The 12,437-nt window shown below is 63.2% G+C and carries 10 protein-coding genes; 6 read left to right on the plus strand and 4 right to left on the minus strand.

Annotation, left to right across the window (positions count from 1 at the left end; translation table 11 throughout):
• Positions 1-7: 7 nt before the first annotated feature.
• Together ACQY6T_RS08045 and ACQY6T_RS08050 are read right to left on the minus strand one after the other, a co-directional pair.
• On the minus strand, positions 8-514 hold the full coding sequence (locus ACQY6T_RS08045; RefSeq protein WP_428630154.1) for a cupin domain-containing protein: 507 nt from the start codon (positions 512-514) through the stop codon (positions 8-10).
• A gap of 1 nt (position 515) precedes the next feature.
• Positions 516-1,271: an SDR family NAD(P)-dependent oxidoreductase gene (locus ACQY6T_RS08050; protein WP_428630156.1), complete on the minus strand. Its 756-nt coding sequence runs from the start codon at positions 1,269-1,271 to the stop codon at positions 516-518.
• A gap of 254 nt (positions 1,272-1,525) precedes the next feature.
• On the opposite strand from ACQY6T_RS08050, the gene ACQY6T_RS08055 reads away from it, so the two are divergent.
• The 6 genes from ACQY6T_RS08055 (at position 1,526) to ACQY6T_RS08080 (ending at position 9,572) form a co-directional block, all read left to right on the plus strand.
• Positions 1,526-3,943: a TonB-dependent receptor gene (locus ACQY6T_RS08055; RefSeq protein ID WP_428630158.1), complete on the plus strand. Its 2,418-nt coding sequence runs from the start codon at positions 1,526-1,528 to the stop codon at positions 3,941-3,943.
• Positions 3,944-4,045: 102 nt separating this feature from the next.
• Entirely contained in the window at positions 4,046-4,951 is a 906-nt protein-coding gene (locus tag ACQY6T_RS08060; RefSeq protein WP_428630160.1) for a VOC family protein, read from the plus strand.
• 25 nt (positions 4,952-4,976) lie between these two features.
• Positions 4,977-6,095: an FAD-dependent oxidoreductase gene (locus tag ACQY6T_RS08065; RefSeq protein WP_428630162.1), complete on the plus strand. Its 1,119-nt coding sequence runs from the start codon at positions 4,977-4,979 to the stop codon at positions 6,093-6,095.
• A 16-nt stretch (positions 6,096-6,111) separates the two neighbouring features.
• Positions 6,112-7,272 (plus strand): alpha/beta hydrolase family protein, encoded by a 1,161-nt coding sequence (locus tag ACQY6T_RS08070; protein WP_428630163.1) that lies wholly within the window; start codon positions 6,112-6,114, stop codon positions 7,270-7,272.
• Positions 7,269-8,243 carry a fumarylacetoacetate hydrolase family protein gene (locus ACQY6T_RS08075; protein ID WP_428630165.1) on the plus strand — a complete coding sequence of 325 codons (975 nt, stop codon included), beginning with the start codon at positions 7,269-7,271 and terminating at the stop codon, positions 8,241-8,243. Before ACQY6T_RS08070 ends, ACQY6T_RS08075 begins: the two co-directional genes overlap by 4 nt.
• 57 nt (positions 8,244-8,300) lie before the next feature.
• Positions 8,301-9,572, plus strand: coding sequence for an MFS transporter (locus ACQY6T_RS08080; RefSeq protein ID WP_428630167.1), 1,272 nt, complete (start codon positions 8,301-8,303; stop codon positions 9,570-9,572).
• A 91-nt stretch (positions 9,573-9,663) separates the two neighbouring features.
• Here ACQY6T_RS08080 and ACQY6T_RS08085 read toward each other — a convergent pair whose 3' ends face one another.
• Both ACQY6T_RS08085 and ACQY6T_RS08090 read right to left on the minus strand, forming a co-directional pair.
• A complete protein-coding gene (locus ACQY6T_RS08085; RefSeq protein ID WP_428630169.1) occupies positions 9,664-10,755 on the minus strand; it encodes an NADH:flavin oxidoreductase in 1,092 nt (363 codons plus the stop codon).
• 39 nt (positions 10,756-10,794) lie between these two features.
• Positions 10,795-12,417 (minus strand): flavin-containing monooxygenase, encoded by a 1,623-nt coding sequence (locus ACQY6T_RS08090; RefSeq protein ID WP_428630171.1) that lies wholly within the window; start codon positions 12,415-12,417, stop codon positions 10,795-10,797.
• Positions 12,418-12,437: the final 20 nt, after the last annotated feature.

The following is a 12,437-nucleotide window of genomic DNA, read 5'->3' on the forward strand; positions in this document are numbered from 1 at the left end:
GGTGGGATTAGGGTTTGCGGCCGAGGCGCGGGTGAATGTCTTCGAGCGGCGCGCCATCGACCGTGACCGACGCGGCGTCGATCAGCACGAACGCAACCCGCGCGGTTTCGTCTGCGCTGGGGTTGCGCCAGCTGTGGATTGTGCCGCGTTGAATGACGATGCCGCCCGGTTCGACCAGCGTCGCTGCCTGATCATCGAGGATCAGTTCGATCTTGCCCGAAATGACGATGCCGTAATCGAGGCTGCTGGTGCGATGCATCGGTGCGGTCGTTCCCGGCAGCATGTCGACGACGCGGATCACCGATCCGCCCGGCAAGGTGATGTCGGTATCGCGCTCGCGCCCGTCGAAGGCGTCGTTGTTATCGACCGGCATGCCTTGCGAGGTCCACACCAACGTAAACAGAGCGGTGCCAGCCGGGTTAGGGATGCTCTCGAACTTGGAATCGGCAATCACCACCGCCTTGCCGGCGGCATCATGCCCGGTCACAACGCGGTGGACTGGCGGTAAAGACATATCAGCTCCCATCGGTAATCACAGTGCCGCCATCGACGACAAGCACCTGGCCATTGACGAATCCACCCGCCGGCGCGGCGAGGAACACCGCGGCGCCCGCAATCTCTTCGGGCTGTCCGACCCGGCGCAGCGGGGTCATCTGCATCCGCCGCGCCATGAACGCCTCGTCACCGAGCAGTCCGTCGGCAAAGCGCGTCGCGATCAGGCCCGGGGCAATCGCATTGGTCCGCACGCCTTTCGGCCCCCATTGCACCGCCAGATTGCGGGCAAGTTGCGCGACCCCCGCCTTGGCCAGCGCATAAGCGTCGATGCGCGCGTTGCCGCGCAGCCCGGCGATGCTGGCAATCAGGATGACCGAAGCGCCATCGCGCCCTGCCATCACCGGCAGCGCGTGACGCGTCAGCACCGCCATCGACCGCAAGTTCACCCGGATGACGCGGTCGAAAATCGTCATGTCGAGCGGATCGGCCGACGGCCCACCCTGTATCCCGGCATTGGAGACGAGAATGTCGATACCGCCGAACCGCGTGGTCACATTTTCGACAAGCGCGGCAATCGCAGCGTCGTCGGCGACGTTGCACACGATACCAGTTCCGCCCAGCTTCGCAGCGGCGCCCGCGGTGTCGTCGGCGTCCTCGCTCGACACGATCACCGTCGCGCCGTGCGCGATCAGCGCCTCGGCGATCGCGTAGCCCAAACCGCGCGTCGACCCCGTCACCACGGCGACCTTGCCCGAAAGGTCAAATAATTCCGTCATGCGTAGCATCCCGTCCCATCTCTGGCGCCGCTCAGGCAGTTCTTATTCCTGATATAAGGAATAATTGCGCTGGGACAAGCGCTGGTTTGAGAGGAGCCAGTGCAGTGCGCTATGACGCGCCCGAGCGGCAGTGTCGCCGTCCCGAAAAATTTTGACGAATCACGATTGCCTTCCAATTTTATTCACGATAACAGGAATAATAATTCGTTGTATCAGGAATAACGGCCGCAGAGCCGGTTAGAGGGGGAGAAGTTATGAAAAATATCATCTTGGCGTCGGCATCCATGCTCGCGATGATCGCCGTTCCGGCGCACGCGCAAGACGCGCCGGTCGGTACAGCCGACCAGGCGGGGCTCGACGACATCATCGTCACCGCGCAGCGCACGCAAGAAACGGCGCAAAAGGCGCCGCTTCCGATTGCGGTGGTCCAACCCGAGGATTTGACCCGCCAGAATGTGACCCGCGCCGAGGATCTCTCGCGCCTCGTCCCCGCGCTGGTTGCGACCGCGTCGGGCGGCCCCAACACCTCATTCTTCCTGCGCGGCGTCGGCAATACGACGGTCAATTCGTACAGCGATCCGGCGATCGCGTTCAATTATGACGGCGTCTATATCGGCCGCCCGAACTCGACCCAGGGCTTCTTTTACGACTTGCAGCGCATCGAAGTGCTCAAGGGTCCGCAGGGTACATTATACGGCCGCAACGCCACCGGCGGCGCGATCAACGTCATTCCCAACCGCCCCAAAATCGGCGAAACCAGCGGCGAGTTTCAGGCCAGCTACGGCAATTACGACGCGATTCAGGCGCAGGGCGCGCTCAATCTGCCGATCGGCGACCGCGGCGCATTCCGCATCGCCGCGGCGTATAACAAACGCGACGGTTATTTGTCCGACGGCACCGGCGACCAGGATTCGATTTCGGTGCGCGGGCAATTGCTGGCCGAGCTGACGCCGAATTTGACGACGCGATTTGGGGCCGATTTCTCGCATCAGGGCGGCGTCGGCAGCGGCGCTTACGTCTATGGCACAACCTTTCTGATCAGCCCCACCGCTGGCTATGGCTTTGCCCCGACCCCCGACCTGGGACCCAAGGTCGGCATGCACGACCCGCGCAGCGAGGCGTTCCTGCAGACGCGCTTCATCACCCAAGCCGGGCGCCGCTCCGAACCGTTGGGCAGCTACCCGCGCCAGGACAATTCGGTGTGGGGCTTCACCAATGAAACCAACTGGGAAACCGACGCGGGAACGCTGACCGTGCAAGCGGCGTACCGCGAATCGGACGTCAATTCGCTGTCGACTTCGTCGAACTTCCGCGGCTTCATCATCGATGAACATGCCCAGCAGTTCAGCCTGGAAACGCGCTTTGCCGGCAAGATCGGCGATGCCGCCGACTATCTGATCGGCGCCTATTATTTCGACGAAGACATTGAAAATTCGTCGGCGATCAACCAGCTCACCTCGCTGCCGATTCAGGATTACACGACCGGGACCGAATCCAAAGCAGTGTTCGGACGCCTTGCCGTTCACGTCACCGATACGCTGACGCTGATCGCGGCGGGTCGTTACACCGACGACGACAAAAGGTTCGATGGGCTCAGCAACGTCTATACCGTGTTTTGCGGCGCGCCGACGCCGCCGCAGGACAATTGTCCGACGGTGCCGTTGATGCCGCTGGTGACGACCGCGGCCGAAGTCGTCGCCTTTTACACCGCCCGCGGTATCGCTTTTGGCCCGCCGGGATCGCGCGGGCCGAACACCCCGACGATCAACAACACCCGGATCGCGATCAACTCATCGACGCGGGACAAGAAATTCACCTATCGTCTGGCCGCCGACTGGCAGGTCACGCCGCGCAACATGATCTATGCCAGTTTCGAGACGGGTTTCCACGGCGGCGGCTTCTCGTTCGCGCGCGGGCTGGATTCCTATGACCCAGAAACGATCGAGGCTTATACGATCGGGTCGAAGAACCGCTTCTTCGACAATCGGCTGCAACTGAACGTCGAGCTGTTTTACTGGAAGTACAAGGACCAGCAGGTCAGCCAATTCGGTTTCGACCTCGGCACGCCGCCGGCGTCGGTCTTCTACACCTCGAACATCGGGCGCAGCACCAACAAGGGGATCGATGTCGATGTCGATTTCCTCGCGACGCCGACCACGCGGCTGACCGGCAGCGTCCAATATCTCGATGCGACTTATGACGACTTCATCACCTATTCGCCCAATTCGGGAACGGTGCAGGCGCCCGGCCCGCTGCCGAACTTCAACTGCCCCGCGACCCCCGTCATTTTCCGCGGCACCAATTCGTTCGCGATCGACTGTTCGGGCAAGGACAGCCTGTTCTCGCCGAAATGGTCGTTCAACCTCGGGGTCGAGCAGACCATCGAGCTCAGCGACTATAATCTCGTGGCGCAGGGCGGCACCCGCTATCGCGGCGACTTTTTTGCGGCGACGACCTATTTCCCGTGGGTCGTATCGCCCGCCGGGTTTCAGTCGGACGCGTCGCTGACGCTGGCACCGAAGTCGGACCGCTGGTTCGTCACCGCCTATGTCAACAATATCGAAAACACCCGCCGTCTGGCCCAGGCCAACGTCAACCTGAGCGTCGGCACAATGACCGGACTGGCCACTGCGCCGCGTACCTATGGCCTGCGCATCGGGGGCAAGTTCTGAATTTTTTAGGGGGCAAGTCCCGCGGCAACGGGCTGCGGGACTTGTAATTCCTGATAACAGGAATTATGACAACCCTCAGCAATCTTGTCAGGAAAAACGACCATGAACGCCCGAGTGACCGATCTCCATTATGTCGCCCATGCCGTGCCCGACCTGTCCGCCGAGCGACAATTCTACGGCGAAACCTGGGGTCTGACCGAAGTTTCCGAAGTGGACGGTAAGGTCTATTTCGCTGCCGAAGGTTCGGCCCATCCCTTCGTCATCCGATTGCGCCAGGACGATGAGAAAAAGACCGATCTGATCGGCTTTTCCGCCGCTACACGCGCTGACGTCGATGCGATTTACGCTCAGGCGCTGGCCGCCGGATCGAAATCGATTGCCGAACCCGGCCCGGCGCAAGGCCCGTTCGGCGGCTATGCCGCGCGCTTCTTCGATCCGGACGGGCGCGCGCTCGAAGTGATCAGCGAAACCCAGCGGCGCGACGCGAGACAGTTGAAGGTCGGTGAATCGATCCCCGTCGGCCTCAGCCATGTCGTGCTGCATTCGCCCGACCATAAGGGCCTGACAAAATGGTATGAGGATGTGCTTGGCTTTAAGCTGTCCGACTGGATCGGCGAGTTCATGGTGTTCCTGCGCTGCAACCCCGCGCACCACCGCCTTGCCATCATGCCGGGCAAACCGGCGCTGAACCATGTCGCCTTCGACGTTGCCTCGGTCGACGAGATGATGCGCGGACTGGGGCGGCTGACCAAGGAAGGCGTCACGCTCAGCTGGGGCCCCGGACGGCACACGGCGGGCAATAACACCTTCACTTATTATCTGACGCCTAACGGTAATGCGGTCGAATACACCTCCGACCTGGAAGAGTGCCACGACGATTGGGAACCCAGAACCTATGAGATGCGGCCCGACATCACCGACCAGTGGGGCACCGGGCGGATCATCATGGGCAATGTGCCGCATGTGACGCTCGACGCCGACAAGGGCCTTTGGCGCATACCGGCGTGAACCGGACGGCACGGGGGAAGACATCATGATACAGACTGTCCTGATCGTCGGTGGCGGCATCGGCGGGATGACCGCCGCGCTGGCGCTCGCGCGGCGCGGGGTGACGGTGACGCTGATCGACAGCGATCCCGCCTGGCGCGTTTATGGCGCGGGCATCACGATCACCGGCATGTCGCTGCGCGCGTTCGATGATCTGGGCGTCCTCGACGAAATCCGCGCGCGCGGATTTGTCCATGACGGGATGCGCCCGATGAAGTTTACCGGCGAACCGCTGGGGCCGCCGATGCGCGCGCCGCCGGGATCGCCGCCGATCCTGCACGGTGGGGGCATCATGCGCCCGGTGCTCCACGATATCCTGTCGATGCGGGTGCGTGCTGCCGGGGTCGCCGTGAAACTGGGCGTCACGGTCGAAGCGTTCGAACAGGATGTCAGCAGCGTCAATGTGACGCTGACCGACGGCAGCAACGCACGCTACGATCTGGTCGTCGGCGCCGACGGCATTTTCTCCAAGACCCGCGACATGATCTTTCCGGACGCGCCGAAACCGCAGTTCACCGGCCAGGGATGCTGGCGGATCGTCGCCGATCGCCCTCCCGAAATCGACCGCGCCGAAATCTATTTCGGCGGCCCGATGAAGCTGGGCATGTCGCCAATCTCGCAGGACCAGATGTATGTCTTCCTGCTCGAACATGTCCCCGGCAATCCCTGGTTTGCGCCCGAAACCCATGTCGCGCACATGGCCGAGCTGATGGCGCTGTTCGGCGGCAATGTGCCCGCGGTCCGCGAAGCGCTCGGCGAGGATTCGCAGATCGTCTATCGCCCGCTTGAATGGCTGTTGCTCCCCGATCCCTGGTACCAGGGCCGCATCGTGCTGATCGGCGATGCCGCGCACGCGACGACGCCGCATATGGCGTCGGGCGCGGGCCTCGCTGTCGAGGACGGCCTTGTGCTCGCCGAGGAACTGACGGGAAACGACGATGTCGCGGCGGCGCTAAGCGCGTTCATGGACCGCCGGTTCGAACGCGCCAAATTGGTCGTCGAAACATCGGTGCGCCAAGGCGAGATGGAAATCGCCAACGCCGACCGGATGCAACAGACCGGCTTGCTGATGACGGCGACCAAGGCGCTGGCGCAACCTTACTGAACTGGATGATCCGATCATGACTCCTATCGACCCGCGCATTGCGCCGCCCCGCACGCTGGATGAACTGCGCCAGGATACCGTCAAGCGCATCACCGCTGGCGGCTATCCCGGCCGCGGCGTCCGGCCGGTTGATGCGGAGCGCGCCATGGCCGCCCTCAGCTCGCTCGATCCGGAGGAATGGGCCAAGGTTTGGATGGATGTCGGCGACCGGGTCGTCGCCGACGCCGAAGCGGCGACCAGCGCCGACGAACGCCGTGAGCTGTTCAAAAGTGCCTATGCCACTTACACGATGGGCCGCTTCCCGACGATCAGCACGCCGGGCAAACAGGCGTCTTACGAAAAGGCGATCGCGGCCTATAGCCGCTACGCCGACCTGCTGCCGCAAAAGCTCGAAGTCATCCGCATCCCGTTCGAAGGCAAGGAGATCATCGGCTATTTCCGCAAACCCGAAGGCCCCGGCCCCTTCCCGCTGATGGTCCAATGCGGCGGACTGGATTATTGGAAGGAAAATGTCGCCGACGAGGCGCTATCCTATTTGCCGCACGGCATCTGCGTATTCGCCATGGACATGCCGGGGACCGGCCAGTCGCCGATCAAGGGCGACGTCGGGTCGGAACGCGTGTTCAGCCGGGTGCTCGACTGGGCCGAAAACAGCCCTGACGTCGATTCAACGCGGATGTTCATGCGCGGCGTCAGCTGGGGCGGCCATTGGGCAACCCGCGTCGCGATTGCTGAAAAGGACCGCCTGCTGGGCGCAATCAATCATGGCGGCGCGGTGCATCATTTCTTCCAGCCCGACTGGCAGCTGAAAGCGCTCGGCACGCGCGAATATCTGCTCGACCTGTTCGGTGCGCGCGCCAATGTTTTCGGGGTGAAGACGCTCGACGAGTTTCTCGACTATGGTCCGCGCATGTCGCTGCTCCACGATGACATGATCGACCGTCCCTGCGCGCCGATGCTGGTGATGAATGGCGCGAAGGACAGCCAGGTGCCGATCGCCGACCAGTTGCTGCTGCTCACCCGCGGGGATGCCAAGGACGGCTGGATCAACCCCAAGGGCGTGCACATGGGCTTCGGCGCAGGTTGGGGACCGGACCGGACGATCCGCGAAGTGATCGTGCCTTGGTTGCTCAAGAAATTGGCGCTGCACGACTCTGGCGGGGCGGCGGGCGCATGAAGCTCGCCACCCTCGACAACGGGACGCGGGACGGACGCCTGATCCTCGTCTCGCGCGATCATGCACGCGCGGTTGCGGCGGACGGCATCGCAGCGACGCTTCAGGACGCGCTCGACCGTTGGAGCGAAATCGAAGCGCCGCTTCGCACGGTGGCCGAACGGCTCGAACAGGGCGGTCTCGCCGATGCGTTCGATTTCGCTGCACCCGAAGCCGTCGCGCCGCTGCCGCGCGCGTGGCAGTGGCTCGATGGATCGGCGTATGACAGCCATGGTGAGCTGATGCGGCTAGCGACGGGACGACCCGCGCCGCCCAATGACGCGCCGCTGATGTATCAGGGCCTGTCGCACCAATTCTTGTCCGCCACTGCCGATGTTCCCATGCCGAGCGAAGCGCATAATATCGATTTCGAGGGCGAGTTCGGCGTGATCGTCGACGATGTGCCGATGGGCACGACCGCCGCGGACGCAGCAGCGCACATCAAGCTAATCGTCCAGATCAACGACTGGTCGCTGCGCGGCTTTGCGCTGCGCGAAGCAAAGATCGGCTTCGGCTGGGTGCAGGCCAAGCCCGCGTGCAGCCTGGCCCCGGTCGCGGTGACCCCTGACGAGCTGGGTGCGCACTGGCGCGACGGTCGGGTCGATCTGCCGCTCGTCGTCGACTGGAACGGCGAACGGTTCGGCGCGGCGGAGGGCTATGCGATGAGCTGGTCCTTCGCCGAGCATGTTGCTCATGCCGCAAAGACCCGATCGCTGTGCGCCGGGACGATCATCGGCGGCGGGACGGTATCCAACGACAATTACCGCGAAGTCGGATCGTCGTGCATCGCCGAACGGCGCGGGATCGAGACGATCGACGAGGGCAAGCCGCGTACCGCGTTCATGCGCTTTGGGGACCGGGTCCGAATGGAAGCGGCGCTGCCCGACGGGACGCCGCTGTTCGGGGTGATCGACCAGCGGGTGGTCCAAGGATAGCATAATTCCCGGCGTCGTGGCTACGAGCCTGGCGGACGGAAAAAGGGAGAGCATGGCGTGACCGAGACCGACACCGCACTACCGCGCAGCGGCCTGTTTGCGGCCTATGCGCTGATCTTGCTGCTGCTCGCCAACATTTTCAACTATGCCGACCGTGCGCTGCTGGGCATCGTCATCGAACCGATGCGCAAAGAGCTGATGCTGAGCGATACCGAGATCAGCATCGTGTCGGGCCTTGCCTTTTCGGTGTTCTTTCTGCTCGCCGGTATCGCCATCGCGCGCTGGGTGGATCGCGGCAACCGCCGCCTGATCCTGGCACTTGGTGTAGCCTTGTGGTCCGCGGCAACCGCGGCGACGGGCTACGCGCAGGATTTCTACACGTTGGCGCTGTGCAGGATGCTGGTCGGGATCGGCGAGGCGACGGTGTTTCCTGTCGCGCTGTCGCTGCTGGCCGATCTGTACCCCGGACCAAAGCTCACGCGAACGGTGTCGATCTTTCAGGCCAGTTCGGGGGTCGGGATCATGGTCGGATCGGTGCTAGCGGGCATCCTGGCCGCCGCATTTGGCTGGCGTACCATGTTCGAGATTTTCGGCGTCGCGGGCTTGGCGTTGGTGTTGCTGATTGCCCTGACGATGCAGCCCGTACCGCGGATCGCTGCGCCCGGGTCTCAGGCGGTCGCGGATAGCGGCATCCTGTCGGCGATCCGGACGATTCTTGCGATCCCGGGCATGGGCTGGCTTGCGCTCGGCTACGGCGCGTCGAACATGATGCTGGCCTGCCTCCCGGTGTGGGCACCCGCTTTCCTGCTGCGCTCGCACAATGTCCAGCTGGCCGAGGTCGGCGCGCTCGTTGGGCCGCCGGCAGTGATCGGCGGCATAGCGGGCGGCATATTGGCCGGCATCGTCGCGACCCGGCTGATCCAGCGCAGCGGCAACCGCTGGGCGGGTTTGATCGTCCCGGTCGTGGCATTGCCGCTGGCCGCCCCGGCTTTCGCGCTGTTCCTGTTCGCTCCGACGCTGCCACTCGTTCTGCTCGGCATTGCCCTGATGAACTTCCTGCTCGCCAGCTCACTGGGGCCGTGCGTCGCACTGGCGGTATCGCTTGTGACCGGGTCGCAACGCGGTGTAACCTCGACACTGATGCTGATCGCTCAGAACTTGATGGCGTTTGCGATCGGGCCACTGTTAATCGGGGTCGTCAGCGATGCGATCGCCCCGACGTTCGGCGCTGAATCACTCCGCTATGCGCTGGCATTGATGCTGCTGGCGCCGCTGGCGGCATCGCTGATGCTCTGGCTGGCGCGTCAAAGGATAGCCGCCCGCAAATAGACGCGATGGCGCCCGCTACGCCGTCCGCCGCCCGCGGAATTCGGTCGATAGATGACAAACATGGTTTGTCGCTGGGCGGCAAGCGGCGCGGCTATTCTGCCGCATCGTCTTCCACAAATCCCGGCCAACGCCGCATGTAGCGCACGAATTCGCTGCTTAGCCCTTCGTCGAGCAGATGCTGTAGCCCTATGGGCAGCGCCGGGGAACGATAGGCCGGGTCGCCTCGGACGCGTTCGGGAAAGTCGTGACGCAAGATGGCGGCACGACCGATCACGACAAAATCGCAGCCGGCATCAAGAACCGCGCGTGCGTCTTCGGCGTCCATCACCTTTCCGGCAGCACCGAGACGAACGTCCCCTCGGGGCAATTCGGCAAAAAAGCTCAGCAGCGAACGTCCTTTGAGCCTGTCGTCTTCCGGTTCCTTGTAGACGTCCCACAACGACATATCGAGGAAGTCGATCTTCCCCTGACGCATTGCCTCCGCTGCGACATCGCGGATTTCCTCAAGCACCAATCCGAAGCGTTCGGGCGACAGGCGGAGCCCGACCTGAAACGAGGGCCCCGTCGCCGCGCGGATGCCGTCGATGATCTCGAAGATGATCCGCGCCCGATTTTCGAGACTGCCGCCGTAACGATCGGTCCGCGTATTGGAGGTCGCGGACAGGAATTCGGCGAGAATATAGCCATGCGCGCCATGAATCTCGATGCCGTCAAAGCCTGCGTGTTCGGCGCGCCTGGCCGCTGCGATGAAGTCGTCGCGCAGCGCCTCGACCTCGGATTCCGACAATCCGCGCACATTTCGGTCTGGAACGGCCGACGGCGCGACCGGTGTGCCAATCAATTCGGGTTCCGCACGGCTGCCCGCGTGGTGCAATTGCAGCGACGAGAGCGAACCCTTTTCCCTGATCCGCTTTGCCAGCGACTCAAGGCCGTCAATATGCACGTCGTCAAAGGCGCCCAATTGTCCGGTAAAGCCCTGCCCGACCGGCTGGACATGCGCCGCAGCGGTCATCGTCAGCGCAAATCCGCCTGCCGCGCGCATTTCCAGCCAGTTGCGCTCGACGTCCGACAGGGTGCCATCGCCATGGCTCTGACGGTTGGTCAGGGGCGCGAGCATGAACCGGTTTTTCATCGCTGGGCCGCGAGCGAGCGGAAGCGACTCAAACAGCCTGTCAGATGACATCAGGTTTTTTCTCCAGATCAGGGCGCAATAAGCGCGTGACTATCGCAAGGTGAAACCGCGATAGCCCTCGGCCGCCGCATCCGCACATATCTCGCGATACCGGCCAAGCCCGCCGATATACACCGGAAAAGTGCGCGGCTTGCCTGGAACATTGGCGCCCATGTACCAGGTATTGGCGGTCGGATAGAGCGAGAGCGAGCCGAGCGTCGTCACCTTGTTCATCCACCCATCCTCAGCATCGGCATTCGCCTCGATCGACCGCAGGCCGTCGGCGCGCATATGTTCGATGCAGTCGCACACCCAATCGACATTCTGTTCGTTGAGCAGGATGAAGTTCGCAAGCGCCGACGGTCCGTTCGGTCCCGCGATGACGAACAGATTGGGGAAACCCTCGATCATCAACCCCAGATGCGACCGACCGCCGTCGGCCCATTTGTCCTTCAGGCGGCGGCCTTCCTTGCCCTCGATATCGATCGACAACATCGCGCCGGTGAGCGCGTCATAGCCGGTCGCGGCGATGATGATATCGACCTCGACCTCGCCCTCAGCGGTGCGCAGACCCCTTCCGGTGATCTCGAGGATCGGATGTTCGAGGCAATCCTTCAACGTCACATTGTCGCGGTTAAACGCCTCGTAATAGCCGGTATCGAGGCATGGCCGCCGCGCGAAGATCGGATAGCCTCGCGGCGTCAGCCGGCGCGCGGTGTCGGGATCGTCGACCGTTTCGGCGATCTTGCCGCGCACGAATTCGGCAACCACTTCATTCGCTTCGCGGTTCGTAAGCAGATCGGAAAACAGGCCGAGGAACGCCAGCCCGCTATGCTGCCACGCATCCTCCAGCAGCTTCTCGCATTCTGCGGGCGTCACGCTGAACACCGGTCGGCTGGTGATCGGGCGAACGCCGCCGGTCAGCGAATGGCGCGCGACCGCGCGCAGCCCCGGATAATGCGCCTTGATATGCGCGACATAGTCGGCATCCAGCTTGCGGTTGCGCATCGGCAGGGTGAAACTCGGGGTGCGCTGATAAACTGTGAGATGTTCAGCCTGCTCGGCGACGACGGGGACGATCTGGATGCCCGACGATCCGGTGCCGATCACCGCGACGCGCTTGCCCGCGAGGTCAACATCGTGGTGCGGCCATTTGCCCGATAGATAAAGCTCGCCCTTGAAACGTTCGGCGCCAGGGATGTCGATTTTTTTGGGGATCGACAGTGGCCCCGTCGCCATCAGGCAATAATTTGCCTCGAACAGTTCGCCGCGATCGGTTTCGATCCGCCACAGCGCAGCTTCGTCATCGTAATGAACCGACGTCGCGCGCGTTTCGAAGCTGATGTCGCGCTTGAGATCAAGCTTGTCGGCAACGAAGCGTGCGTAGGAGAGGATTTCGGGCTGCGCCGCGAACTGCTCGCTCCACGTCCACTCCTGCTGGATTTCATCGGAGAAGGAATAGCTGTAGTCGATGCTCATCACATCGCAGCGCGCGCCCGGATAGCGGTTCCAGTACCAGGTGCCGCCGACATCGTCGCCGGCCTCGATCAGATGGACGTCGAGCCCCATGCCGCGGGTGCGGTGCAGCGCATACATGCCGCCGAACCCGGCGCCGATGATCAGGGCATCGAGACGGCGGGGAGCGGGTTCGTTTTGATTGTCAGCCTGTTGCATGCTCTTCTTTCCGGGGAATA

Origin of the sequence: Sphingopyxis sp., from assembly GCF_965279725.1 — a bacterium.
Lineage (GTDB): Bacteria > Pseudomonadota > Alphaproteobacteria > Sphingomonadales > Sphingomonadaceae > Sphingopyxis.